Source organism: Flavobacterium ustbae (assembly GCF_003946915.1).
GTDB classification, from domain to species: Bacteria; Bacteroidota; Bacteroidia; order Flavobacteriales; family Flavobacteriaceae; genus Flavobacterium; species Flavobacterium ustbae.
The window spans coordinates 62,327-87,766 of sequence record NZ_RPOC01000017.1 but is presented as its reverse complement, the minus strand read 5'-3'; the positions used below and the strand labels follow the sequence as shown (position 1 = coordinate 87,766).

Sequence of the window (25,440 nt, the reverse complement as noted above, 5' to 3'; positions counted from 1 at the left end):
TCAAATTTTCTCATTGACTAATTAAAAAATGTAAAACAACAGCAATTCATTAGAAATAAAAAGTCAACGAATAATTATCTAATTATCAATTGGCACATTTTCTAATTAACAAATTATCTAATTAAACAAATGAATCAAGATTATATAAAACCAGACAATTGGTCCGTAATAGAAGAAGGATTTGATGCCGAGAGAGTAAAATCGTCTGAAAGTCTTTTCAGCATCGGGAACGGAGCTATGGGACAACGCGCCAATTTTGAAGAAAACTATTCAGGCGAAACTTTTCAAGGAAGTTACATTGCCGGAATTTATTATCCAGACAAAACAAAAGTGGGTTGGTGGAAAAACGGTTATCCGAAATATTTCGCTAAAGTTCTTAATGCGCCAAACTGGATTGGAATTGACGTAAAAATCAACGAAGAAAATTTAGATTTAAATACCTGTACCGAAGTTAGAAATTTCCGCAGAGAGTTGAATATGAAAGAAGGATGGTACAATCGTTCTTTTGAAGCTGTCTTGAAAAACGGAACTGAAGTTTCGGTAAATATTCGTCGTTTCCTTTCAATGGATTTAGACGAAGCTGGAGTAATCAAATACGATATTACTCCTTTAAACAAAGATGCAAAAATCGTTTACAAACCGTATATTGATGCCGGTGTAACCAACGAAGATGCCAATTGGGAAGAAAAATTCTGGGAACCGCTTGAAGTTAAAAAAGGTACAAACGAAGCTTTTGTAACCGCTCAGACTTTCAAAACGCATTTTAAAGTAACCACTTTTATGCACAATACGATTTTGGCAAATGGTGAGGATATTCATGTTTCACCGTCAACAATCGACTCAACAACAGATAAAGTTCAGTATACTTATCAAACTATTATTGCAAAAGGACAAACCTCAACAATCCAAAAAATTGGAGGTTATACGGTTTCTTTAAACCATGAAAATACTTTGGCTGCAGCCGAAAAAGTAATTAAATCTGCTGTTGCATTAGGTTACGAAACTTTACTTCGAAACCAAATTGACGCTTGGGCAAAAATCTGGGAAATGTCAGACATTACTATTGAAGGCGATGTTAAAGCACAACAGGGAATTCGTTTCAATATTTTCCAATTGAACCAGACTTATTCTGGAAAAGATTCTCGCTTGAACATTGGCCCAAAAGGTTTTACCGGAGAAAAATACGGTGGATCTACTTATTGGGATACTGAGGCTTATTGTATTCCGTTTTACATGGCAACTAAAGATCAACAGGTTGCAAGAAATTTACTGACATATCGTTACAATCAATTGGACAAAGCAATTGAAAATGCTAAAGACAATTTAGGTTTTAAAAACGGTGCGGCTTTATACCCGATGGTGACCATGAATGGTGAAGAATGCCATAACGAATGGGAAATCACACACGAAGAAATTCACAGAAACGGAGCGATTGCTTTTGCAATTTACAACTACAACCGTTACACGGGCGATTACTCTTATATTCCGGAAAAAGGATTAGAAGTTTTAATCGGAATTGCGCGTTTCTGGCATCAGAGAGCTTCTTTTTCTAAAGATAAAAATCAATACGTAATCCTTGGGGTTACAGGTCCAAACGAATACGAAAACAACATCAATAATAATTTCTACACCAATTATATTGCTAAATGGTGTATTGATTTTGCTGCTGAACAAATTGAAAAAGTGGCTTCAGAATATCCTACCGATCACAAAAGAATTTTAGATAAAGTAAGTCTTTCATCTGAAGAAATCAAAGAATGGAAAAAAGTGGCTGACGATATGTATTTTCCTTTTTCAAAAGAATTAGGAATTTATTTGCAGCAGGACGGTTTCTTAGATAAAGATTTAGTTCCGGTAAAAGATTTAGACAAATCACAGCGTCCAATTAACCAAAAATGGTCTTGGGATCGTGTTTTACGTTCGCCATATATTAAACAAGCCGATGTTTTACAAGGTTTCTATTTCTTCGAAGATCATTTTTCTAAAGAAGAATTAAAGCGCAATTTTGAGTTTTACGAATCGTTTACGGTTCATGAAAGTTCGCTTTCGCCTTGCGTACACTCGATTCAGGCTGCAGTATTAGATAAAATGGATATGGCATATACATTTTATTTAAGAACTTCTCGTTTGGATTTAGATGATTATAATAAAGAGGTAGAAGAAGGTTGTCATATCACGTCAATGGCCGGTACATGGATGAGTATCGTGGAAGGCTTTGGAGGAATGCGTGTTAAAAACGATCAGCTTCATTTTTCTCCAAAAATTCCAAAAGAATGGGAAGGCTATTCATTCAAAATCAATTTCAGAAATCAGATTATTAAGGTTTCTGTAAATCATAATGAAACTACTTTTTCAATAGACGGAGATCAGGATTTAACAATTATAGTTAATGAAAAACCAATAACTATAAGTAAATTCGCTCAAATAAATTAAATACAATACTCTAAAAATCTAAAAAACATGAAAAACTTATTTTTCGCAAGTTTAATTTTGTTTGCGGTGAGCAATATTGCAAAAGCGCAGCAATTAAAATCACCCGAAGGAAAGTTCGTAATGGAATTTTCGCTTCAAAGCGATGGAACTCCAACTTACAACTTAAAATACAAAAATAAAGAAGTTGTAAAAACCAGTAAATTGGGTCTTGAACTTAAAGATGATAAAAAATCTTTACTGAACGATTTTACAATTACTGATACAAAAACGGCAACTTTTGACGAAACTTGGAAACCAGTTTGGGGCGAAGTAGATCAGATTAGAAATCATTATAACGAATTGGCGGTTACTTTAAACCAAAAAAGCACAGACAGACAAATCGTAATCCGTTTTCGTTTGTTTGATGATGGTTTAGGTTTCCGTTACGAATTTCCAGCGCAAAAGAATCTTACTTACTTTGTGATCAAAGAAGAAAGATCTCAATTTGCTATGGCTGGAGATCATACAGCTTTTTGGATTCCTGGAGATTATGATACTCAGGAATACGATTACACCAAATCGAAATTATCAGAAATTAGAGGTTTATCTCAAAAAGCATATACAGCAAACGTTTCTCAGAAATCTTTTTCACCAACAGGAGTTCAGACTTCGTTAATGATGAAATCTGCAGACGGAATCTATATCAACCTGCACGAAGCAGCTTTGATTGACTATTCTTGTATGCACTTGAATTTAGATGATAAAAACTTAGTTTTCGAATCTTGGTTAACGCCAGATGCAAAAGGAGATAAAGGTCACATGCAAGCTCCAAATCATTCGCCTTGGAGAACGATTATTGTGAGCGATGATGCTAGAGAAATCTTAGCTTCAAAAATGACCTACAACTTAAATGATCCTTCAAAAATCGAAAACACTTCTTGGATCAAACCAGTAAAATATATTGGCGTTTGGTGGGAAATGATTACAGGAAAAAGCTCTTGGGCTTATACAAATGACTATCCAACTGTTCAATTGGGAGTTACAGATTTCTCTAAAGCTAAACCAAACGGAACACACGGAGCAAATAATGCTAACGTAAAAAAATATATTGACTTCGCTGCACAGCATGGTTTCGACGCTGTTTTAGTTGAAGGATGGAATGAAGGCTGGGAAGATTGGTTTGGACATTCTAAAGATTATGTTTTTGATTTCTTAACGCCTTACCCAGATTTTGATGTAAAAGGTCTTCATGAATATGCAAAATCTAAAGGGGTGAAAATTATCATGCACCACGAAACTTCAGGATCTGTTCGTAACTACGAGCGTCACATGGATGCAGCTTACAAATTCATGAATGATAACGGATACAATGCTGTAAAAAGCGGTTACGTAGGTGATATTTTGCCAAGAGGCGAAAACCACTACAGCCAATGGATTGTAAACCATTATCAATACGCAATCGAAAAAGCGGCTGATTACAAAATTATGGTAAACGCTCACGAAGCAGTTCGTCCAACAGGAATCGCGAGAACTTATCCTAACTTAATTGGAAATGAAGCGGCAAGAGGAACAGAATATCAAGCTTTTGGTGGTTCTAAACCAAATCACGTTACGGTTATCCCATTTACAAGATTAATCGGTGGTCCAATGGATTACACGCCTGGAATCTTCGAAATGGATATCAGCAAAATGAATCCTGATAACAAATCGCATGTAAATAGTACAATTGCAAACCAATTGGCTTTATACGTTACCATGTACAGCCCATTACAAATGGCTGCAGATACGCCGGAAAACTACAACCGTTTTCCAGATGCATTCCAATTCATTAAAGATGTAGCAGTTGACTGGTCAGAAAGTAAATATATCGAAGCTGAACCGGGAGATTTCATCACAGTGGCTCGTAAAGCAAAAGGAACAAACAACTGGTTCGTAGGAAACGTAAACGGAGAAACTGCACGTACGTCAAACATCGATTTCAGTTTCCTTGAAAAAGGCAAAAAATACACAGCAACAATTTATGCTGATGCAAAAGATGCGCATTACAAAACAAATCCGCAGGCTTATACTATCAAGAAAATTGCTGTTACAAGCAAATCAAAATTATCACAGCTTTCTGCTCCAGGCGGAGGTTATGCGATAAGTATTATTGAAAATAAATAATTTTAATTAACCATATAAGAAATGTAAGTCCATTTAAATAGAAATCTCCCCAGTTTTGTCTTAAATGTTCTTACATTTCTTATATGGTTTAAATTCTAACCTGCAAGGTTTCTAAAACCTTGTAGGTTTAAAATAGTTTCCAAGATTCCATCAAAAATACCTACAAGGTTTTGGAAACCTTGCAGGAAACTAAAAACTACAAACTATGAGAATTCTAAAAACAAACCATTTCTTATTCAAAATAGCTCTTTTTATTTTACTGTTTTCCGCTTCCGCGAAAGCGCAAATCCAAAAAGTAGAGCCGCCATTCTGGTACGCCGGAATGAAAAATCCAGAACTTCAGATCATGTTCTACGGAAAAAACATTGCACAATACGAAGCTTCGGTTTCTAACAATATTGCGATTAAAAATGTAGAAAAAACAGAAAACCCTAACTACGTTTTCATTACCATCGACACACAAAATCTCAAAGCATCAGAACTTACTTTTTCATTTAAATTGAAAAACAAAGTCGCTTTTACACAAAAATATTCCCTTAAAGAAAGAAGAGCCAATTCTGCTGACAGAAAAAGTTACGACGCATCAGACGTGATGTACTTAATTATGCCAGATCGTTTTGCTAACGGAAATCCGAAAAACGACAGTGACGCTAACTTAACTGAAAAAGGAAACCGCGCAGAACCAGGCGGACGCCACGGCGGAGATATTGAAGGAATCATCAAAAATTTAGATTATATTTCGTCTCTTGGTGCAACGACAATCTGGAGTACGCCGTTATGCGAAGACAACGACAAACAGCATTCGTACCACACTTACGGACAATCGGACGTTTACAAAATTGATCCACGTTACGGAACGAATGAAGATTATGCACGTCTTTCTGCAGAAATGCACAAAAAGAACATGAAATTGGTTATGGATTACGTAACCAATCACTGGGGAATTACGCATTGGATGATGAAAGATATGCCAACCAAAACGTGGTTCAACCAATTCGAAACTTTTACGCAGACGCATCACAGACGTGAAGTAATTACAGATATACATGCGTCAAAAATAGATCAGGAAGTTTGTGTTGACGGCTGGTTTGTGCCTTCAATGCCGGATTTGAATTTAAGAAATCCACTTGTTGCAAAATACTTAACTCAAAATGCTATTTGGTGGATTGAATTTGCAAACTTAGACGGTTTCCGTGTAGACACTTATAATTACTCTGATAAAACGGCAATGGCCAATTGGGCAAAAGCTATTACTACAGAATATCCGAACTTTAATATTGTGGGTGAAATCTGGATGCACAATCAGGCAAATTTAGCTTTTTGGCAGAAAGACAGTAAAATTGGGGCAATTGAAAACTACAATTCAAACCTTCCGTCTGTAATGGATTTTACGCTTCAAAGTCAGGTAACTTCTGCTTTCAACGAAGACGAACCAAACTGGGACAGCGGATTGATCAAATTTTACAACAATTTTGCAATGGATTTTCTATATCCAAACACGAATAATATTTTGGTCTTCGCCGAAAATCACGATACCGATCGTATGAACGATAAGTTTAAATACGATCTTCCGAAATACAAACTGGCGATGACTTTATTGGCTACCGTTCGCGGAATTCCACAGATTTACTACGGTTCAGAAATCGGAATGGGCGGCGATAAAAGCAAAGGCGATGCCGATATTCGTCAGGATTTCCCAGGCGGATGGGCTGGCGATAAAAACAATGCTTTTACCAAAGAAGGCAGAACAGCTCAGCAAGCAGCGTACTTTGATTTCACTGCAAAATTATTCAACTGGAGAAAAACAAACGAAGCGGTTCATTTCGGAAAAATGACGCATTATATTCCTGAAAACAATACTTATGTATATTTCAGATATACAGACGCTAAAACGGTTATGGTAGTTTTTAATAATAATGCAAAACCGCAAACCGTAAAAACAAATCGTTTTAAAGAAAACATCAAAAACTACAAATCAGGAAAAGATGTTATTTCAGGAAAAACATTCGATTTAAGTTCTGAAATTTCGTTAGAACCAAAATCGGCATTAGTTTTAGAATTGGAATAAAGGCTTTACCGCAAAGAGCGCAAAGTTTACGCAAAGATTCGCAAAGTTTTTTAGCCACAGATTAAAAAGATTAACACAGATTTTATTCGCCACAAATTGCACAAATTTTCACAAATTTAAAATGATAAATTAATTCGTGGAGATTAGTGAAATTCGTGGCAAAAGAAAAATCATTTTAAATCCATTAATCTGTGGCCATTCTTTTTATTAATACTTCGTTAAATCTAAAATAAATGAAAAAATACATTTTCCTTTCGTTATCTTTAGTAATCATAATTACGGGTTGTTCTGGCTCAAAATCAGTTTCAATGAATACAGATACTTCAAAGACACCTTTCGTTTGGGAAGGCGCAAATGTTTATTTTTTGCTTACCGATCGTTTCTACAACGGAGACAAATCCAACGACATCAATTTTAACCGAACCAAAACGCCCGGAAAACTCCGCGGATTTGAAGGCGGTGACATCATAGGAATTACTAAAAAAATCGAAGAAGGTTACTTCGACAAACTGGGAATCAATGCCATTTGGCTTACGCCAATTGTAGAGCAAATTCACGACGGCGTTGACGAAGGAACTGGATTAAGCTATGGTTTTCACGGATATTGGGCAAAAGACTGGACGGCACTTGATCCTAATTTCGGAACAAAAGAAGATCTGGCAAATTTGGTAAAAAAAGCCCACGAACACGGAATCAGAATCGTTTTGGATGGCGTTATCAATCACACTGGACCAGTAACTCCAGAAGATCCTGTTTGGCCTTCTGACTGGGTTAGAACCGGCGTTGTCTGCGATTATAAATCATTTGAAAACACAACCATGTGTACTTTGGTAGAAAACCTTCCAGACGTTAGAACCGAAAGTACTCAAAATGTGGAACTTCCTCCTCTTTTAATTGAAAAATGGAAAAAAGAAGGCCGTTACGAAAAAGAAATCGCTTCGCTTGATGAATTCTTCAAAAGAACGGGTTATCCACGAAGTCCAAAATATTACATCATAAAATGGCTTACCGATTATATTACCGAATTCGGAATTGACGGTTACCGCGCCGACACTGTAAAACATACTGAAGAAGGTGTTTGGGCAGATTTCAAAAAAGAATGTGATTTTGCTTTCGCGAATTGGAAACAGAATCATCCGCTTCAGGTTTTAGACCAAAATCCGTTTTATACGATTGCCGAAGTTTATGGTTACGGAATCAGTGGCGGACAGGATTATGATTTTGGAGACCGAAAAGTAAATTATTTCCAAAATGGTTTCAATAGCATGATCAATTTTGAATTTAAATGGAATGCCGGTCAATGTGATTATGAGACCTTATTTTCTAAATATTCGAATGCATTAAATAATGAATTAAAAGGCTATTCTGTTCTTAATTACGTTTCTTCTCACGACGACGGACAGCCTTTTGACGCCAATCGTGTAAAAGGTTTTGAAGCAGGAACGAAGCTTTTGCTTTCACCGGGAATGTCGCAGGTTTATTATGGAGACGAATCAAACCGCTCTTTGGTTATTGAAGGAACAAATGGCGATGCAACTTTGCGTTCGAACATGAATTGGGACGATATTCAGAGCAATCCCGAAACGCAGAGAATGCTTTGGCACTGGCAAAAACTAGGACAATTTAGGCGAAATCACCCTGCTGTTGGCGCCGGAATTCATTCTAAAATTGAAAGCGAACATTATGTATTTTCTAGAACTTATTCTAATGGTACTTTTACAGATAAAGTAATTATCGGTTTAGATTTACCAGAAGGAAAAAAGGAACTTCCTGTAAACTCTATTTTTGAAAACGGAACAAAATTAAGAGATGCTTTTTCAGATCAAAAAATGGAAGTTATTGATGGAAAAGTAACTATTGAAAGTGAATATGGAATAGTATTATTAGAAAAGATTTAAAGTTTTTCTCCCGCAGATTTGGCAGATTGAGCAGATAAAAAAATAAAAAAATCTACCGAATCTGCAAGATCTGCGGGAAGCTTTTTTTTTGCCACGACTCGAGCGATAGCGAATAGGCGAAGCAATTCCCGAATTTTTATTCTCATAGATTGTTAAAAATAATTCGTGAATTCGTGGCTATTATTTTTCCTCTGCAACTTTGTACCTTTGTATCTCTGAACCTTATTCAAAAAAAATGCTAAAAATAGCACATCGTGGAGCGAAAGCATACGAACCCGAAAATACACTTCAGGCTTTCCAAAAAGCTTTAGACCTAAATGCAGACGGAATCGAACTCGACGTTCACCTAAGCATCGACGGACATATAATCGTCATGCACGACGAAACCATCGATAAAATGACCAAAGGAAAAGGCGAAATAAACACCTTTACTTTAGCCGAATTAAAGTCATTTCGAATCGCTGAAACACTTCAAATTCCAACTTTAAACGAAGTTTTTGATTTAGTCAACAAAAAATGTTTTATCAATGTGGAGCTAAAAAACGCTGACACTTCAAAACAAGTTGTTTCTTTAATCGAAGAATACATTTCTCAAAAAGACTGGAATTACGAGCATTTTATTGTCTCAAGTTTTGACTGGAATGCTCTAAAAGAAGTTCAAAACCTAAACCCAAACATTCCGATTGGTGTTTTAACAGAAGAAAATATCGATACCGCTTTGGCTTTCGCCGAAAGTGTAAAAGCATACGCCATTCACCCTGATTTTCAGTTATTGAATAAAGAAAACACAAAAAGCATTCAGGAAAAAGGCTTTAAAGTTTTCCCTTGGACAGTAAACTCCAAAGAAGACATCAAAAAAGTAAAAAGTTACAACGTAAACGGAATTATCTCTGATAATCCAGATAAAATATAAAGTTTAAGAATAGCCACGACCCAAGCGATAGCGAACAGGCGCAGCAATTCACGAATTTTTATTCTCAAAGATTATCAAAAAATAATTCGTGAATTCGTGGCGACCAAAAGACTAAGCAAAATAAAAAAATCATTTTTAATCTGTGAAATCTGTGGCAGAAAAAAATTAGTGCCAATTCTTGAAATTCGAGGCAACTCAAAAAATTATGATTAAAAATTTCGACATAATAATCGTTGGCGGAGGCGCAGCAGGTTTTTTTACCGCAATTAATATTGCAGAGAAAAACCCAAAACTTAAAATAGCCATTTTAGAAAGAGGAAAAGAAGTCCTCTCTAAAGTCCGCGTTTCTGGAGGCGGGCGTTGCAATGTTACGCACGCTTGTTTTGAACCCAACGAATTGGTAAAATTTTATCCTCGTGGAGAAAAAGAACTTCGCGGACCATTTCATCAATTTTGTTCAGGCGATACAATTGAATGGTTTGAAAAACACGGCGTCGAATTAAAAATCGAAGAAGACGGCAGAATGTTTCCTGTTTCGAATTCTTCGCAAACTATTATCGATTGTTTCTTAAAAGCAACCGAAAAATTAGGTATAAAAGTATTGACAGGACAAAGTGTTCAGTCTATTTTCAAAAAAGAAACCCATTGGAAAATTGACACGCAAAGCGACAATTTTGCTTGCGAAAAATTAGTAATGGCAACCGGAAGCAACCCAAAAATCTGGGAAATGCTTCAAGAACACGGCCACGCGATTGTAAGCCCTGTCCCTTCCCTATTTACTTTCAATATCAAAGATCCTAGAATTAAGGAATTACCCGGAGTTGCAGCGCAGGTTACGGTAAATGTAAAAGACACAAAACTAGAATCAACTGGCCCTTTACTAATCACACATTGGGGAATGAGCGGACCAGCGATCTTAAAACTTTCGGCTTGGGGCGCACGCATTTTACACGATAAAAATTATCAGTTTACTATTTCCGTAAATTGGTTAAACGATGTTGATACCGAAGATGCTGAGAAAATTCTAAAAGATTTAAAACAGGAACATGCTAAAAAAGCTGTTTCTAAAAAATCTCCTTTCGACTTTCCGAATCGTTTATGGGAGAGTTTGGTTTTTGCTTCAGAAATAAAAGAAGAAACCAAATGGGCAGATTTATCTAAAAATCAGTTGCAGAATTTAGCTTCTCAACTTACTAAAGCCAAATTTCAGGTAAACGGAAAAAGTACTTTTAAGGAAGAATTTGTAACCGCGGGCGGAATTGATTTAAAAGAAATCAATTTCAAAACTATGGAAAGCAAAATTCACGAAAACCTTTATTTTGCTGGCGAAATTGTCAATATCGATGCTATTACAGGAGGATTTAATTTTCAGAATGCCTGGACAAGCGGGTTTATTCTGGCTCAAAATATTTAATTAGAATGAAATTTAAAGGAATCATTTTTGATTTGGACGGAACGTTGGTTAATTCATTACACGACATTTCAGATGCAATGAATATTGTTTTGACAGGTTTAAATCATCCCACTCACACTTACGAAACCTATCAATATTTTATCGGAAGTGGCTTGCGAAATTTGGTCAGCAAAGCTTTGCCCGTAACTCATAATAATGACGAACAAATCGAAATTTGTTTTGATTGTATGATAAGCGAATATCGTAAAATCTGCACTTTAAAAACAAAACCTTACGACGGCATTTTGGATTTATTGAAGAATCCTGCTTTAGGAAATATCAAAATGGCTGTTTTTTCTAATAAAGCAGATGAACTGACCAAGAAAATAGTTTCAGAGATTTTTCCTGAACAATTTGATGCTGCAGTTGGTTTAAGTACAGAAGAACTCAAAAAACCTAATCCATTTGAAGCTCTAGAAATTAGCAAAAAATGGAATTTAAGTCCCGAAGAGATACTTTTTGTCGGCGATTCTGATATTGATATGTTAACTGCAACAAATGCCAATATGTTTCCTGTTGGGGTTACTTGGGGCTATAGAACCGAAGAAGAATTGAAAAACAGCGGTGCCAAAAAAGTAATTCATAATGCAAAAGAATTGCTAAATCTTATTTAACAAGAATTTACAGAATCTGTAAGTTTTCGTTAAGAGTATTCTAATAATTTTACTCTCAGCAAATTAATCGTTTATGAGAGTAAAATTACTTACCACAATTTCTTTTTTTACTTACCAAATTAGCATTTCCCAGACAGAAAAACTGCTCAGCGGAAAAGTGATCGATCAAAATTTTACACTTAAAGGTGTAGAAGTAATTAATAAAACTACACAAACCAGTACGCGAACTAACGAATCTGGAGAATTTTCGATTTTGGTAAACCCGAAAGACAGTTTGCTTTTCTTTCATAAAGATTATTTTTTCAGCCGTTTAAAAGTTACTTCAGAAAATATTCAAAACAACAATCTCGTTGTAAAAATGATTTTAAGACCCGAAGAACTAGAAGAAGTTGTATTGACTACAATTAAATTTCCTAAAATAAAATATGATGCTGAGGCCATCAGTAAAATTAAAATGGAGAAAGCCAATAACGATCTAACACGCTTTATTCCTGGCTTCAATAATACACTTTCTAACGGATTGAATATTGGAGTGATTGGCAGTGGACTTTTCGGCTTATTCAAAAGAGAAAGAGAAGAGCCGAAAAAGGAAATTCCTAAAATCGATTTTAGAAAATTAATTGCTACAACTTGCTCTGAGGATTTTTTTAGTAAAGATTTAAAATTAAAATCAGAAGAGAAAGAACTTTTTCTTCAATTCTGTGATGCCGATCCCAACTCCAAAACACTTCTGGAACATCCAAATATTCTAGCTACAATGGATTTTCTCCAAACTAAAAATGAAGAATTTAAGAAATTAGAAACGGATTTAAAAAACTAATCATTATTTAATGAAAGTAAAACTACTAACAACCATTTCATTTTTAACCTATCAATTAAGTATTTCTCAAACTGAAAAACTACTTCGGGGGAAAGTGGTGAATCAAAACATTCCTTTGCAAAAAATTGAAGTCATAAATAAGACCGCTAAAACTAGTACGACTACAAATGATTTAGGTGAATTTTCAATTCTGGCAAAAGCAAAAGACAGTTTGATTTTCTTTTCCAAAGATTATTTATTTACAAGATTACAGCTGAAAAACACAGATTTAGAAAGTGGTTTTATTCTTGTAAATATGAATCCAAAAGCAGAAGAGTTGGAGAATGTTGTGGTTTCTAGCTCTGTTTTTAATAAATCTGAAATTAAAAATATCGCCAATGATAAAGAAGAAATAAATAAGATTATAATTCGGAAACAATTTGACGAAGTAACTTCAAAAGTAATGGTTTACGATGGTCAAATTAAGCATGGACTAAATTTCAGTTACCCTATTTTTGATAAACCGAAGAAAAAAATTGAGTCTCAAGATGATCGTTTTAAGAAACTTGTCATCGCTTCTTGTCCGCCAGATTTTTTTATCAAAAATTTAAAAATCAAACCAGAAGAAAAAGAAATTTTCTTACACTTTTGTAATGCTGATGCAAAATCTAAAATCCTTTTAGAAAAATCAAATGTTTTAGAATTAATGGACTTTTTATATGCTAAAAATGAAGAATTTAAGAGTTTGAAATAGAATTCTAAACTTGAAGCAAAATAAACCTGAAACTTGAAACTCTTATTTGTTCAGCCACCAAATACTAGCATTCAAAACCGTTGCAAATCCTACCCAGGCTAAATAAGGAATTAATAAATAACCTGAAACTTTATTGATTTTGATAAATTTCAGATATGTTTCGTAAATCATCAGCCATAAAAGGACAATTTCTATTAAAGCTAACATCGGGTTTTTCAAACCAAAAAATAAATACGACCAAATTGAATTTAAAATCAATTGAATGATGAAGAAAAGTAGTGCTTTCTTAACTTCTTCTGTCTCTACTTTTATTTTGTCCCAAACCAAAGCTGCTGCAACAGCCATAAAAATGTAAAGCATAGTCCAAACTGGCATAAAAATCCAGTTTGGCGGATTAAAAACAGGCTTTTCTAACGTTACATACCAAGTCTCAATACTTGGTCGGGTTACCAAACTTGCAGAATATCCAACTGCTAAACAAATAATTAAGGCTATAACAATTTTTATGTACTTATTCATGGTATCAAATTTTGAATTCAAAAATAATCAAAAGAAAATTTTTAAACCATATAAGTCATATAAGTTCATATAATAAAGTTGCTTACAATTTCTTACATAACTTATATGATGAAAAATTTAAACGAAATAAAACCACAAAAGAGACATAGTTCATTGAATAAAGTTGCTTACAATTTCTTACATGACTTATATGGTAAAAAAATTTAAAACAAAATAAAACTATATAATTTCATTTATAAGTTGCTTTTATATTTTCTTATATAACTTATATGGTGAAAAAAATTTAAAACGAAATAAAACCATAAAATTTCATTTATTAAGTTGCTTTTATATTTTCTTATATAACTTATATGGTGAAAAAATTTAAAAGTTATCTTTGCCAAAATTTATAATTCATGTTAACAGCAGCCGATTTTATTCCAGCTCAATATACTTCAACAATCGAAAACGGAAACTTTGAATGGAGCGCTCCAAGTAATATTGCATTAGTTAAATATTGGGGAAAGAAAGACAATCAGATTCCGGCAAATCCATCGGTAAGTTTTACTTTGAATAACTGTAAAACCATTACAAAATTGGCTTTTTCCAAGAACGAAAATCAGGGAAAATTTTCTTTTGATTTACTTTTTGAAGGAAAACCAAAAGAAGACTTTAAACCAAAAATTCAGAAGTTTTTAGAAAGAGTTGAAGTTTATCTGCCGTTTTTGAAGGATTATCATTTTACAATTGATACTCAAAATACTTTTCCGCATAGTTCAGGAATTGCTTCTTCTGCTTCTGGAATGGCCGCTTTGGCAATGAATTTTATGAGTTTAGAAAGAAAACTAAACCCAGAAATGACCGATGAATATTTTTATCAAAAAGCCTCATTCCTAGCACGTTTAGGTTCTGGAAGTGCATGTCGAAGCATAAAAGGAAATGTAGTTGTTTGGGGAAATCAGAATAATATTGAAGGAAGCACTGATTTATTTGGTGTTGAATTTCCGTATGCTATTCACGAAAATTTTAAGAATTATCAAGATACCATTTTATTGGTTGATAAAGGCGAAAAACAAGTTTCGAGTACAGTTGGGCATGATTTAATGCACAATCATCCGTATGCTGAAAGACGTTTTGCTCAGGCACATGAAAATCTGGATAAATTAATCGCCATTTTTGAAAACGGAAATATCGAAGAATTTATCAAAGTGGTAGAAAGTGAAGCTTTGACTCTGCACGCAATGATGATGACTTCTATGCCGTATTATATTTTGATGAAGCCAAATACGTTGCAAATAATCAATGCGATCTGGAAATTTAGAGCTGAAACTCAGATTCCAGTGTGTTTTACGCTTGATGCTGGCGCTAATGTGCATGTGCTTTATCCTGAAAATGTTGCAGCGAAAGTATTGCAATTTATTCAAACCGAATTAGTTGCTTTCTGTCAGAATAGTCAGTACATTTGCGACGAAATTGGAAACGGTGCAATTGCATTGTAATTTTGCGTATCTTTAGGTAAATTTTTAGGTTATGGACATTATTCAATTAGACAGAGAAGAGGCAATGAAAATGCTGCAGGAAACGGATGATCATTCATTGATAGTGAAAATTAAAAAAATGCTTGCGAAAAAGAAGAAAGATTGGTGGGATGATTTGACTGAAGAGCAAAAAGAAGAACTTGAACTTGGCTTGAAGGAATTTGAAAGAGGGGAAGTTGTGAGTTATGAATCTATTTTACAAAGACACGGTTTGCGTTGAGAAAAATTGAATTTACTCTAAAAGCCGAAAAGTCTTTTGAAAATATTTTAAGTCACTTAGAGGGAAAATGGTCGTTAAAAAGAAAAATTGATTTTTTGAAAAAATTTAATAAATCAATTTTGGCAATTCAATTGTATCCAGAAAGTTTTCCTATTAGTGAAAAATTTAAAACTGTTAGAAAATGTGTTTTAACAAAACAAACAACCTTCTATTATGTTTTTAATTCAAAAGTAATAACTATCATCTCCGTTTTCGACACCAGACAAGACCCAAATAAAATAAAAAAAGACATTAAATAAATCATGAAAGGACCATTATTTTACTCAAAAATATTACTCTTTGGAGAATACGGAATCATCCGTGACTCTAAAGGACTTTCTATTCCTTATAATTTTTATAACGGCGCTTTGAAAAAAAGCGAAGAGCCTTCGGCAGAAGCTATTGCATCAAACAAAAGTTTAAGAAGTTTTGCATCTTATCTTGAAGTTTTGCATACGCAGCAGCCAGAGTTGGTTACTTTCGATTTAGAAACTTTAAAAAATGATGTCGAGAGCGGCATGTATTTCGATTCTAGTATTCCGCAAGGATACGGTGTTGGAAGCAGCGGTGCGCTTGTTGCTGCTATTTATGACAAATATGCTACTAATAAAATCACGGTTTTAGAGAATCTTACTCGTGAAAAACTATTACAATTAAAAAATATATTTTCGCAAATGGAGAGCTTTTTTCACGGAAAAAGTTCTGGCTTAGATCCTTTAAACAGCTATTTGAGCATTCCGATTTTAATTAATTCTAAAGATAATATTGAAGCTACCGGAATTCCGACTCAGAGTTTTGACGGAAAAGGCGCTGTCTTTTTATTAGATTCTGGAATTGTTGGCGAAACCGCTCCAATGGTTAACATTTTTATGGAAAACCTAAAAGACAAAGGTTTCCGTGCGATGCTTAAAAATCATTTCGTAAAATATACCGACGCTTGCGTAGAAAACTTCTTGCAAGGAGACATGAAATCTTTGTTTACCAATACCAAGAAACTTTCTAAAGTAGTTTTGAATCATTTTAAACCAATGATTCCAGAACAGTTTCATGGAATCTGGCAGCACGGAATTGATACCAACGATTATTATCTCAAACTTTGTGGCTCTGGCGGCGGTGGTTACATTCTTGGTTTTACTGAAGATCTAGAACGTGCTAAAGCTTCGCTGAAAGACTACAAATTAGAAGTCGTTTATCAATTCTAACTTTTTGCTTTAAGACATAGCTCATAGCTGCTAAATACTCTTCTTTACATTAATCTTTAAAAGATATATAATTATGAAAAGTATTTTAAAAATTATCAAAGCGACATTTTTGGGAGGAATTTTATTTCTGGCTCCTTTAATTCTGTTGCTTGTACTTTTAGAAAAAGGCTATTCTATAACACAAAAAGTTACCAATCCGATTGTAAATAATCTGCCCAGAGTCAAAATCTTGGGATTGGCTTTACAAGAAATTGTAGCCATTGCGATTATCATAATTATCTGTTTGGTCGCGGGACTTATTTCGAGAACTATTTTTGCTAAAAAGCTTATTTTGAAACTTGAAGAAACCGTTTTAAGTTTTGTTCCAGGTTATTCGTTTATGAAAAATATGAACGAAAGCATTATGGGAATTGAATCTAACGAGAATTTAAAAGTTATTCTAGTTCCGACCGATGCAGGATTGCAGTTTGCTTTTATGATTGAAGAAATTAACGATAATAAATTTGCCGTTTTTATTCCAGACGCACCAAATCCTTGGAGTGGTTCTGTGGTTTTTGTGGATAAAAAAGATATTACAGAAGTCGATATTTCGCAAAAAGAAGCTTTGGCCTGCATTAGAAAATTGGGATTTGGTTCTAAAAATTTATTAAAAAACAAGCTACAATCATTCTAAAAAAATTATTTACCTTAAATTACACTCTAAAACTATAATCTATAAGAAATGCTGAGCAGACAAAATAAACTTTTAATAATGAAAATTGCTAGTCTGTTCTCTGTAGTTCGTGGTTATAATATTCCGATTATTGTTTTGGCGCAATATTTATCGGCTATTTTCATTTTGGCTCCAGAAATTAGAGCGCTTGATATTTTACTTGATTTTCATTTATTTTTAATTGTATTTGCTTCGGCTATTACCATTGCTTCAGGCTATATAATCAATAATTTTTACGACAGTCAAAAAGATTTAATCAATCGGCCGAATAAATCTATGTTGGACCGTTTAGTAAGCCAGAAGACTAAATTATCGGTTTATTTTTCTTTAAATTTCCTTGCTGTTTTAATGGCATTTATTGTTTCTTGGAGAGCATTTTTATTCTTTTCGGCTTATATATTCTTGATCTGGTTTTATTCGCACAAAATTAAAAAATATCCAATTATCGGAAATTTAATGTCGGCATTGCTGGCAGTAACGCCTTTTTTTGCTATCCTTCTTTATTTCTACAACAAAATTTCGTTTGAAGATATTGAGAATCATATGAGCCATTTTGTAGTGATTTCGGCGCATGCGGTTTTCTTATTTTTACTTTTGCTGATTCGTGAAATGATTAAAGATTTGGAAAACCTTAAAGGCGATTTAGTGACCGACTATAGAACAATTCCTGTTTTATATGGAGAAAAAATTTCTAAACAAATCATTACAGCGCTGACAATTTTGACCATTGTACCTGTATATGTTTTAGTTAACATACACGACGTTGGTTATATGGACATCTATTTTTATGTCTGTTTTGGCGTTTTACTTTTTTTCCTGATTTACTTATGGAAATCAGACTCTAAAGAACAGTATTTACGACTTCATAATGTACTCAAGTTTTTGATTGTGTCTGGAGTTTGCTGTATTGTTTTAATCAATCCGAGCGTTTTATGGCACGGAAGAGAATTGATTTCTAATTACTAAGCTTGTTATTTCGGAGAGTATCCGCAAAGATTCACAGAGTTTTTACACAAAGATTCGCTAAGATTTTTTAAAGCTTTCTTTAAAATTAACTTCTTTTGTCTTTATCCTTTTAGAATAATTTTAAATTCTTTGCGCATCTCGGCGAAATCTTTGTGTATCTCTGCGACACAACAACACTCAGTATTAAAAAAAGCCAATTGTGATGCTTCTAAACCATCTAAAAATCAGCGCTATTAATCTAAGAACAATGAACTTAAGATTTATTAGCAGGAAAAAACTATCTTTGCACAAATTAATGATTGTATGAACAACAAGGAAGGCAATAATAAGAGAGGCGGATCGAGACCAAATAGCTCTAGATCAAACTCTAACAAGCCAAAACCTGCTTTACCAAAACGCGCGCAGGGACCAAAAAAAGTAAAACCTGAAGTTAAAGCAGCACAGGAAGCAGCAGCCGAAAAAATTAGAAAACAAAATCAGCCTGCAAAGAGACAAAAGGCTTCAGATGAAATTCGTCTGAACAAATATATCTCGAATTCTGGTGTTTGTTCTCGCCGTGATGCGGATATTTATATTCAGTCTGGAAACGTAAAAGTTAACGGTAATGTAGTTACTGAGATGGGATATTTGGTAAAATTAAATGATGTTGTAAACTTTGATGGGGTTACGCTAACTCCTGAAAAGAAAGAATATATTTTATTGAATAAACCTAAAAACTTTACCACTGCTTTTGATGAAGGCCAAGAATACCGTAACGTTCTAGAACTTGTGCGTGGGGCTACAAATGCAAAAATTGCAGCTGTTGGTAGAATGGACAAGAATACAACTGGTTTGCTGTTGTTTACAAACGATACTGATATGATTCGTAAATTTACGCTTCCGAATCAGAAATCGCCTAAAATTTATCAGGTTTCTTTGGACAAAAACTTAAAGTTTGAAGATTTAGAAAAAATCAGTAAAGGTTTAGTTCTTGACGGACACCGCGTTTCTGTTGAAGAAGTAAGTTATATTGATAATGAACCAAAAAGCGAAGTTGGCCTTAAGCTGCGTACCTCTAACGTAAAAGTGGTTCGTGCTATTTTTGAATCTTTCGAATATAATGTATTACGAATTGACCGCGTTTCGTTTGCTGGATTGACCAAAAAGAATCTTCCTCGCGGAAACTGGCGCTTTTTGACTGATCAAGAAGTTATCAATTTGAAAAACATGTAATTAGTCTTCAAAGTATGATTATAAATGAATCCTGTTTTCTTCTGAAAATGGGATTTTTTATTTTTAAAAACTAAAGAAATTATGTCCGAAAAGGGTAAAAATAGATCTTCCGATAGATTGGTTTTTGTCTTCTACTGTTTCGTAAGATGAAAAACCTAGGATGATTTTGATTCCGGGAGGAATGCTGTTTAAAATTTCTCTTTTTTGATCTTCTAAAAGGAGTTTTAAACTTTCTATTAATTGAAGATTGTATCTTAAGTAAGACATTACAAGTAATGCTGAAAAGTTAAGTATTTCTCTAGCTGTTTCGCTTTTTATACCAACTTCATTGGAAACCATTTCTGAAATTCTGCCTTTTTTATTTGCAAATAATTCCTTCAACAGTATGTTTCCTTCTAATCGGTAACAGTCGTCGACTGATAAAATTCTGCCTGCATTAAAATCTATTTCTTGGTAAAAAGTAGAATCTTCTTGGATTAACGAAACGATTTCGGAATAAAAATCAGATTCTTCGGCTTTGTTGTAGAGTCCCATTAAAATTGTACCAATCGAGACGTCTATTCCCTTTATTAAAAGTGCATCATTCTCAAAATAAAACTTGTTTAACTTGGAGACAACATTAGAAGAAATAAAGCGTCTAAGTTCGATTTGTAGGTTTGGGGTCATACTCATAACTTAAAAATGATTATTTATATTTGTTTAAAATAATCGATAAAATGAGGCTTTTTATCGTTTATTGTGATAAAAATATAAAATATTTTAACATTTCCAAAAATTAAGTTAAAAATTTACCTTCTTAATAACTACTTCTTAACAATAAAATCCCCGTAAGGCTAGTAAATTCAAGCGTTTCGCATACAATTACAAAACAAAGCAACATAAGAAAAAACTTTCTTTTATTTTATTTTCAAAGCTAAAGCACTGAAAATGTTATAGAATTAAAACAAAATGTTTCGATATTCCCACACGACGCTTAAAAAAACACCAAAATAAACCACTGCAAAGAGAAAGTTAACAAAACTCGAAGCGAGAAATCCCAGTAGGGATCCAGTGGCTGCTTTTATGGCTCGTTTATGATTTTGTGAATCATATAGTAGTTCGCCAATTAATGCACCGACAAACGGCCCTATTATAATGCCAAACGGAATTGGAGCCAAAATTCCGACAATCAAACCAATGTTAGTTCCCCAAACTCCATAGGAGCTCCCGCCAAACTTTTTGGTTCCTTTTGATGGAATTATGTAATCTAATATCGTTATAATGACCATTAGGACAAATGTAATCCCTAAGATCCAATAATTATTTTCGACTGCTTTGGTAAGGTACAATAACAGCAATCCTACCCAAGAAGAAGATAATCCTGGAAGAACAGGAATAAAACTCCCAAAAACACCTATAATCATACATAGAAAGCCTAATAATACTAATATTAAATCCATATTTTTTTGTAAATTTGAACCTACAAATTACATTAAAATTTATTAGATGCGTTATATAATTCAAATAATACTATATACATTTCTAATTTTCACTATTAGTCTGAATATGAATGCTCAGACAAAAAAACTATCTGCAGAAGATCAAATACTGCAAGACAGTCTTTATCAAAGCAATAGGAAAAAGGTTTTAAATTTTTCAATGAAAGAATTTGATACGCTTTTCTTTGAATTTTTTACCAAGAAAAACAATCCAGATATTTTGCTCACTAAAACCGAATATTATAACTATACGGTTCAAATTGCCGCTTTCTCTGATCGTCTTGCACGCTTGTATCCTGATCAAAAAGAAGTAGCCTCTCAAAACAAAGAACAATGGCTCTCAGAAAGCTATGAAGATTATTTGGAATACAAAGCTTCTCAAAAAAAATAATCGTATTTTTATACCACAATTTTTTTCTATTCAATTCAACTTTAAAATCTTGAAGCAGTTTTTCTTATTTTTCATTTGTCTCCTTTTTAATTCTTGTCAATATTTTGAGAAGCAGGTTCCGTCTGAAAAAGAGTTACTGCAAAAAGAATTAAAATCAATCAATTGGAAAGAAGTTGATGAATATCCGTCTGTTCCAAATTGCGATAAAATTGCCGATAAAAAACTTCGCCAACAATGCTTTTTTGAAGTAATGTCGAGTCTTATTCAAGAAAAATTAAATATCGATACTTTGTCTATTTTATATCCAGAATTGGACACTATCGAAGTAAAAGTAACTGTTTTTCCTAATTCTACTATGAAATTTGAACCTCAGTTTCCTAAAGATTCTGTGGTTTATGACACTATTAAAATCGACAGCATTCTGCATGCACGCCTAGTCGATTTCCCAAAAGTAAATCCTGCCATAAAACGAGGTATTCCAGTAAAAACGCAATTTATTTTGCCGGTTATTATAAAAGCAAAAGAAGAGAAATAAATTTACCCCTAAAAGGTCATATAAGCTTTTTGAATTTACTTTTTGAATTTTCTGTCTTTCCACTCGTAAGCCCCAAATAAGCTATACAAAGCTACAGTTGAACTAAAAAACGGATAAAGCAAACTGCTCAATAAAAGACTTTTAATTCTTGTTTTCGTTAAAAATTTATTGGTGATAAAAAGCAAAACAAAATCAATTGCAATCTTAGAAAAAGCAAAGATTACAAAAATTGGATAAGACCAGATTCCGAAAATCAGAAGAAAAAAACTAATAACAAAATTCAGATTTCCAAAGAAAACACTCAATCCTAGAAATTTCCCAAAAGTGCTTTTGTAAGAACTAGTTTTGGCCGCCCAACGCACTCTTTGATGAAAAAGAGATTTCCAATTTTCTGTTGGTTTTGTCACCACAATTGCTTCATCTGCTTTTAAATAATGAACTTCTTTCGGAAACTTTTCTATAGCTTTTTGGAGTAAAAAAACATCATCGCCACTGGCAATTTTATCATTTCCTTCAAAACCTTCCAAGTTGTCAAACAATGATTTTTTGTATGCAAAGTTGGCTCCGTTGCACATAAAACCTTTGTTTAAACCAAAACTTCCGATTGTTGCGCCTTGCAGACTCGTTAAATCTAATTGCTGAAAATCATCGAGAAAAGAATTTTTACATTTGTATGTTACTGCTCCGGCAAGCATTGAAACATTAGTTTCCTGAATATAATGATCAAATGTTAAGAGCCAGTTTTCAGGAACGATACAATCGGCATCGGTTGTAATAACCCAATCGGTTTTTACATGTAGCAATGCAGTTGTAATGGCATCTTTTTTAGGCGATTTGGAAACCCTAAAATTATCAATAACAGAAACTTGGAATTTGGTCCCGAAGCCTCGGGATAAAACTTGAAACTTTTCATCTGAACTATCATCTACTAAAATGACTTTAAACAAATCTTTTGGATAATTTAAATTTGAAAAACTCTCTAAAAGTATCGGAAGATTTTCTTTTTCATTACGAAAAGGAACTATAATCGTAAAACTTGTTTTTGACTTTAAATTGGTGTTTTTATACCTTTTGACTTTGTTAAAGCCAAAAATAAGCAAGCAAATGCTGGATAAATAAAGAGCTAAAATTAAATTAAGAATAATGGTAATCATAATTGTACCTAATAATCATTTTCTTGAGCAAATATAGTCCCTACGGGACATTTCTAGGGGCGGTATCTTATTTATTTTTCTACCGATATTTAATTCCTACGGAATAATGTTCGCAATTATATGGTGTAATTATATCTTTATTTTTTTCAACCATATATCTCGGAGAGATTAAATATCGGTAGCTAAAAAAAAGCGTTCAAAATAATTGTCCCTTAGGGACTACATCGTCTCCTATTTATTTTTCTATCGACTTTTAATTCCTAACAAATAATGTTCGCAATTATATGGCGTTATATCTTTATTTTTCAACCATATATCTCGGAGAGATTAAATATCGGTAGCTAAAAAAAGCGTTCAGAATAATTGCCCCGTAGGGACTACATCGTCTCCTATTTATTTTTCTATCGACTTTTAATTCCTAACAAATAATGTTCGCAATTATATGGCGTAATTATATCTTTATTTTTTCAACCATATATCTCGGAGAGATTAAATATCGGTAGCTAAAAAAAGCGTTCAGAATAATTGCCCCGTAGGGACTACATCGTCTTTTAATTCCTACAGAATAATCTTCACAATTATATGGTGTAATTATATCTTTATTTATTTCAACCATATATCTCGGAGAGATTAACTATCGGTAGCTAAAAAAAAGCGTTCAAAATAATTGTCCCTTAGAGACTACATCGTTTCTTCTAATTTAGTTTTCGAATTGGTTTTAAAATTCAACACAAAATAACTTCCTAAAATGACTGGCAAAACAACGTTTAGAAACCACATTAAAGTAGAGATAAAAATAACAATCCATTCATTTACGCCCAGAATTCCGAAGAAATAAATAGCCACACTTCCTTTTACGGCAAAATCTAAAAACTGAAAAGTTGGCAATGAAGAAGCTAAAAAATAAACAGATGTAATAGCTGCCATTAAAGTTAAATAAGGTAAATAGACATCAAAACCCAAAAACAAAAAGTAATATTGATGCGAAAAAACCAAATAGCGACAGATTCCTAAAAAGATATTTTTCTGATGAACCGATTTTGGAATTTCATTAATTTTATGAATCAGTTTTTCGATAGAATAGCCTTTAATTTTTATTTTTTTTATGGAAAACAGAAGAACTAAAAGCAATACAAATCCGCCAAAAAGAATCAGAACCGTTTTGGTTGTAATGACATTAAACTGCGCATTGAAATAAAGCAGTCCGAAAATCCCAAAAATAATCGTTAAAATCATCTGGATTCCGTTGCAGATTAAGTTTAGAAATACAACTCTTTTGGCCTCCGATTTTGGATAATACAACGCTTTTCCGGCGTACTCTCCTACTCCATTTGGCGTAAAAATTCCAGCTGTTAACGCGGCTAAAACCTGTTTTGTAGCTTCATAAACCGATATTTTATGAATAACTTGAGCCAGATTCTGCCATTTCAAAATCTCAAAATAGCGGTTCAGAACACTCAAAAGTAAAATAAAGGAAATCCCTAAAACCGATTGATTTTTTCGGAATAAAACAATGAATTTCTGCCAATCTAATTGGTCGTTATGAGCCAACTGATTGTAGATAAAATAAAATGCACCGCCAACAATTAAAAGTTTGGCTAGAAGAACTAGGAATTGCTTAGCTTTGTGAGGAATTGAAATCATGCCGCAAAAGTAAAGCTATTTCGCAAAGATTCACGAAGAAATCACAAAGATACACGGAGAAAATAAAAACTTTGTGAATCTCTGTAACAGCTTATTGAAACTTTGTGTAACCAACTAAGAATGACACAAGAACGCATCATATTAGGTATTGACCCGGGAACCACAATCATGGGTTTTGGATTAATAAAAGTAACCAATAAAAAAATGGAATTTTTGCAATTGAACGAACTGCAGCTTTCCAAATACGACAATCATTATCAGAAACTAAGAATCATTTTCGAAAGAACCATCGAATTAATCGAAACGCATTGCCCAGACGAAATAGCGATTGAAGCACCTTTCTTTGGTAAAAACGTTCAGTCAATGCTGAAATTAGGACGTGCGCAAGGTGTTGCAATGGCAGCGGGACTTTCGCGTGGAATTCCCATTACGGAATACGAACCTAAAAAGATAAAAATGGCAATTACCGGAAACGGAAATGCCAGCAAAGAACAAGTTGCTAAAATGCTTCAGCAACTTTTAGGTTTAAAAGAATTACCAAAAAATCTGGATTCTACAGATGGTTTAGCGGCGGCGGTTTGTCATCATTTTAATTCTGGAAAAGTGGTTGCAGGAAAGAGTTATTCGGGCTGGGATGCTTTTGTAAAACAAAATGAGGATAGAGTTAAGAAGTAGTGGTCAGGTTTTTAGTGGTCAGTAATTTTAGTAATCAAATAATATTTTTTGAAAGATTTTTCATTCAATAATATTGAAAATTTTACCTTTGATTTAAAAACT

24 protein-coding genes are annotated in these 25,440 nt (G+C 33.6%); 19 read left to right on the top strand and 5 right to left on the bottom strand.

Annotation, left to right across the window (positions count from 1 at the left end; genetic code table 11):
• The first annotated feature begins 129 nt into the window (after positions 1–129).
• The 9 genes from EG814_RS17570 (at position 130) to EG814_RS17530 (ending at position 13,074) form a co-directional block, all read left to right on the top strand.
• Complete coding sequence (locus tag EG814_RS17570; RefSeq protein WP_125723197.1) at positions 130–2,433, top strand: glycoside hydrolase family 65 protein; 2,304 nt, start codon at positions 130–132, stop codon at positions 2,431–2,433.
• Between the two features lie 27 nt (positions 2,434–2,460).
• On the top strand, positions 2,461–4,575 hold the full coding sequence (locus tag EG814_RS17565; protein ID WP_125723196.1) for a glycoside hydrolase family 97 protein: 2,115 nt from the start codon (positions 2,461–2,463) through the stop codon (positions 4,573–4,575).
• Between the two features lie 205 nt (positions 4,576–4,780).
• Positions 4,781–6,643 (top strand): glycoside hydrolase family 13 protein, encoded by a 1,863-nt coding sequence (locus tag EG814_RS17560; protein WP_125723195.1) that lies wholly within the window; start codon positions 4,781–4,783, stop codon positions 6,641–6,643.
• 233 nt (positions 6,644–6,876) lie between these two features.
• The gene (locus EG814_RS17555; RefSeq protein ID WP_125723194.1) at positions 6,877–8,541 is read left to right on the top strand and encodes an alpha-amylase family glycosyl hydrolase; all 1,665 of its coding nucleotides are present in this window, start codon (positions 6,877–6,879) and stop codon (positions 8,539–8,541) included.
• Between the two features lie 235 nt (positions 8,542–8,776).
• A complete protein-coding gene (locus EG814_RS17550) occupies positions 8,777–9,454 on the top strand; it encodes a glycerophosphodiester phosphodiesterase (protein WP_125723193.1) in 678 nt (225 codons plus the stop codon).
• A gap of 205 nt (positions 9,455–9,659) precedes the next feature.
• Positions 9,660–10,868 (top strand): BaiN/RdsA family NAD(P)/FAD-dependent oxidoreductase, encoded by a 1,209-nt coding sequence (locus EG814_RS17545; protein ID WP_125723192.1) that lies wholly within the window; start codon positions 9,660–9,662, stop codon positions 10,866–10,868.
• Positions 10,869–10,873: 5 nt separating this feature from the next.
• On the top strand, positions 10,874–11,521 hold the full coding sequence (locus tag EG814_RS17540; protein WP_125723191.1) for an HAD family hydrolase: 648 nt from the start codon (positions 10,874–10,876) through the stop codon (positions 11,519–11,521).
• 73 nt (positions 11,522–11,594) lie between these two features.
• Entirely contained in the window at positions 11,595–12,341 is a 747-nt protein-coding gene (locus EG814_RS17535; protein ID WP_125723190.1) for a carboxypeptidase-like regulatory domain-containing protein, read from the top strand.
• A gap of 10 nt (positions 12,342–12,351) precedes the next feature.
• Positions 12,352–13,074 carry a hypothetical protein gene (locus tag EG814_RS17530; RefSeq protein WP_125723189.1) on the top strand — a complete coding sequence of 241 codons (723 nt, stop codon included), beginning with the start codon at positions 12,352–12,354 and terminating at the stop codon, positions 13,072–13,074.
• 42 nt (positions 13,075–13,116) lie between these two features.
• On the opposite strand, the gene EG814_RS17525 is transcribed toward EG814_RS17530, so the two are convergent.
• The gene (locus EG814_RS17525) at positions 13,117–13,593 is read right to left on the bottom strand and encodes a TspO/MBR family protein (protein WP_125723188.1); all 477 of its coding nucleotides are present in this window, start codon (positions 13,591–13,593) and stop codon (positions 13,117–13,119) included.
• A 395-nt stretch (positions 13,594–13,988) separates the two neighbouring features.
• Between EG814_RS17525 and EG814_RS17520 the strand changes: the two genes are divergently transcribed.
• The 7 genes from EG814_RS17520 to EG814_RS17490 all read left to right on the top strand — a co-directional run bounded on the left by EG814_RS17520 (position 13,989) and on the right by EG814_RS17490 (position 19,461).
• A complete protein-coding gene (locus tag EG814_RS17520) occupies positions 13,989–15,071 on the top strand; it encodes a diphosphomevalonate/mevalonate 3,5-bisphosphate decarboxylase family protein (protein ID WP_125723187.1) in 1,083 nt (360 codons plus the stop codon).
• A 31-nt stretch (positions 15,072–15,102) separates the two neighbouring features.
• A complete protein-coding gene (locus EG814_RS17515) occupies positions 15,103–15,330 on the top strand; it encodes a hypothetical protein (RefSeq protein ID WP_125723186.1) in 228 nt (75 codons plus the stop codon).
• Positions 15,327–15,629, top strand: coding sequence for a type II toxin-antitoxin system RelE/ParE family toxin (locus tag EG814_RS17510; protein WP_125723185.1), 303 nt, complete (start codon positions 15,327–15,329; stop codon positions 15,627–15,629). The genes EG814_RS17515 and EG814_RS17510 overlap by 4 nt, the downstream gene beginning before the upstream one ends.
• A gap of 3 nt (positions 15,630–15,632) precedes the next feature.
• Positions 15,633–16,571 carry a mevalonate kinase family protein gene (locus tag EG814_RS17505; RefSeq protein ID WP_125723184.1) on the top strand — a complete coding sequence of 313 codons (939 nt, stop codon included), beginning with the start codon at positions 15,633–15,635 and terminating at the stop codon, positions 16,569–16,571.
• A gap of 73 nt (positions 16,572–16,644) precedes the next feature.
• Positions 16,645–17,244 carry a DUF502 domain-containing protein gene (locus tag EG814_RS17500; RefSeq protein ID WP_125723183.1) on the top strand — a complete coding sequence of 200 codons (600 nt, stop codon included), beginning with the start codon at positions 16,645–16,647 and terminating at the stop codon, positions 17,242–17,244.
• 48 nt (positions 17,245–17,292) lie between these two features.
• Entirely contained in the window at positions 17,293–18,249 is a 957-nt protein-coding gene (locus tag EG814_RS17495; protein ID WP_125723182.1) for a geranylgeranylglycerol-phosphate geranylgeranyltransferase, read from the top strand.
• A 303-nt stretch (positions 18,250–18,552) separates the two neighbouring features.
• Positions 18,553–19,461 (top strand): pseudouridine synthase, encoded by a 909-nt coding sequence (locus EG814_RS17490; protein ID WP_125723181.1) that lies wholly within the window; start codon positions 18,553–18,555, stop codon positions 19,459–19,461.
• A 63-nt stretch (positions 19,462–19,524) separates the two neighbouring features.
• Here the strand turns inward: EG814_RS17490 and EG814_RS17485 are convergent, their stop codons facing one another.
• On the bottom strand, positions 19,525–20,127 hold the full coding sequence (locus EG814_RS17485) for a DUF937 domain-containing protein (protein ID WP_125723180.1): 603 nt from the start codon (positions 20,125–20,127) through the stop codon (positions 19,525–19,527).
• 272 nt (positions 20,128–20,399) lie between these two features.
• Positions 20,400–20,900, bottom strand: a complete 501-nt coding sequence (locus EG814_RS17480) for a DUF456 domain-containing protein (protein WP_125723179.1) — start codon at positions 20,898–20,900, stop codon at positions 20,400–20,402.
• A gap of 199 nt (positions 20,901–21,099) precedes the next feature.
• Here EG814_RS17480 and EG814_RS17475 point away from each other — a divergent pair, with 199 nt between their 5' ends.
• Positions 21,100–21,330 carry a hypothetical protein gene (locus EG814_RS17475; RefSeq protein WP_125723178.1) on the top strand — a complete coding sequence of 77 codons (231 nt, stop codon included), beginning with the start codon at positions 21,100–21,102 and terminating at the stop codon, positions 21,328–21,330.
• A 49-nt stretch (positions 21,331–21,379) separates the two neighbouring features.
• Positions 21,380–21,865 (top strand): hypothetical protein, encoded by a 486-nt coding sequence (locus EG814_RS17470; RefSeq protein WP_125723177.1) that lies wholly within the window; start codon positions 21,380–21,382, stop codon positions 21,863–21,865.
• Between the two features lie 35 nt (positions 21,866–21,900).
• On the opposite strand, the gene EG814_RS17465 is transcribed toward EG814_RS17470, so the two are convergent.
• On the bottom strand, positions 21,901–23,019 hold the full coding sequence (locus EG814_RS17465) for a glycosyltransferase family 2 protein (protein WP_394343512.1): 1,119 nt from the start codon (positions 23,017–23,019) through the stop codon (positions 21,901–21,903).
• Between the two features lie 681 nt (positions 23,020–23,700).
• Positions 23,701–24,663 carry a lysylphosphatidylglycerol synthase domain-containing protein gene (locus tag EG814_RS17460; protein ID WP_125723176.1) on the bottom strand — a complete coding sequence of 321 codons (963 nt, stop codon included), beginning with the start codon at positions 24,661–24,663 and terminating at the stop codon, positions 23,701–23,703.
• A gap of 120 nt (positions 24,664–24,783) precedes the next feature.
• On the opposite strand from EG814_RS17460, the gene ruvC reads away from it, so the two are divergent.
• Complete coding sequence (ruvC, locus tag EG814_RS17455) at positions 24,784–25,338, top strand: crossover junction endodeoxyribonuclease RuvC (protein WP_125723175.1); 555 nt, start codon at positions 24,784–24,786, stop codon at positions 25,336–25,338.
• Positions 25,339–25,440 lie beyond the last annotated feature (102 nt).

Excerpts from the sequence above, each read along its gene's own strand:
- EG814_RS17570 (WP_125723197.1), top strand. The coding sequence starts at position 130 with ATGAATCAAGATTATATAAAACCAGACAATTGGTCCGTAATAGAAGAA.
- EG814_RS17560 (WP_125723195.1), top strand. The coding sequence starts at position 4,781 with ATGAGAATTCTAAAAACAAACCATTTCTTATTCAAAATAGCTCTTTTT.
- EG814_RS17505 (WP_125723184.1), top strand. The coding sequence starts at position 15,633 with ATGAAAGGACCATTATTTTACTCAAAAATATTACTCTTTGGAGAATAC.
- EG814_RS17565 (WP_125723196.1), top strand. The coding sequence starts at position 2,461 with ATGAAAAACTTATTTTTCGCAAGTTTAATTTTGTTTGCGGTGAGCAAT.
- EG814_RS17465 (WP_394343512.1), bottom strand. The coding sequence starts at position 23,019 with ATGATTACCATTATTCTTAATTTAATTTTAGCTCTTTATTTATCCAGC.
- EG814_RS17460 (WP_125723176.1), bottom strand. The coding sequence starts at position 24,663 with ATGATTTCAATTCCTCACAAAGCTAAGCAATTCCTAGTTCTTCTAGCC.
- EG814_RS17555 (WP_125723194.1), top strand. The coding sequence starts at position 6,877 with ATGAAAAAATACATTTTCCTTTCGTTATCTTTAGTAATCATAATTACG.
- EG814_RS17540 (WP_125723191.1), top strand. The coding sequence starts at position 10,874 with ATGAAATTTAAAGGAATCATTTTTGATTTGGACGGAACGTTGGTTAAT.
- EG814_RS17495 (WP_125723182.1), top strand. The coding sequence starts at position 17,293 with ATGCTGAGCAGACAAAATAAACTTTTAATAATGAAAATTGCTAGTCTG.
- EG814_RS17500 (WP_125723183.1), top strand. The coding sequence starts at position 16,645 with ATGAAAAGTATTTTAAAAATTATCAAAGCGACATTTTTGGGAGGAATT.
- EG814_RS17520 (WP_125723187.1), top strand. The coding sequence starts at position 13,989 with ATGTTAACAGCAGCCGATTTTATTCCAGCTCAATATACTTCAACAATC.
- ruvC (WP_125723175.1), top strand. The coding sequence starts at position 24,784 with ATGACACAAGAACGCATCATATTAGGTATTGACCCGGGAACCACAATC.
- EG814_RS17475 (WP_125723178.1), top strand. The coding sequence starts at position 21,100 with ATGAAAGAATTTGATACGCTTTTCTTTGAATTTTTTACCAAGAAAAAC.
- EG814_RS17480 (WP_125723179.1), bottom strand. The coding sequence starts at position 20,900 with ATGGATTTAATATTAGTATTATTAGGCTTTCTATGTATGATTATAGGT.
- EG814_RS17545 (WP_125723192.1), top strand. The coding sequence starts at position 9,660 with ATGATTAAAAATTTCGACATAATAATCGTTGGCGGAGGCGCAGCAGGT.
- EG814_RS17490 (WP_125723181.1), top strand. The coding sequence starts at position 18,553 with ATGAACAACAAGGAAGGCAATAATAAGAGAGGCGGATCGAGACCAAAT.
- EG814_RS17515 (WP_125723186.1), top strand. The coding sequence starts at position 15,103 with ATGGACATTATTCAATTAGACAGAGAAGAGGCAATGAAAATGCTGCAG.
- EG814_RS17535 (WP_125723190.1), top strand. The coding sequence starts at position 11,595 with ATGAGAGTAAAATTACTTACCACAATTTCTTTTTTTACTTACCAAATT.
- EG814_RS17530 (WP_125723189.1), top strand. The coding sequence starts at position 12,352 with ATGAAAGTAAAACTACTAACAACCATTTCATTTTTAACCTATCAATTA.
- EG814_RS17525 (WP_125723188.1), bottom strand. The coding sequence starts at position 13,593 with ATGAATAAGTACATAAAAATTGTTATAGCCTTAATTATTTGTTTAGCA.
- EG814_RS17485 (WP_125723180.1), bottom strand. The coding sequence starts at position 20,127 with ATGACCCCAAACCTACAAATCGAACTTAGACGCTTTATTTCTTCTAAT.
- EG814_RS17550 (WP_125723193.1), top strand. The coding sequence starts at position 8,777 with ATGCTAAAAATAGCACATCGTGGAGCGAAAGCATACGAACCCGAAAAT.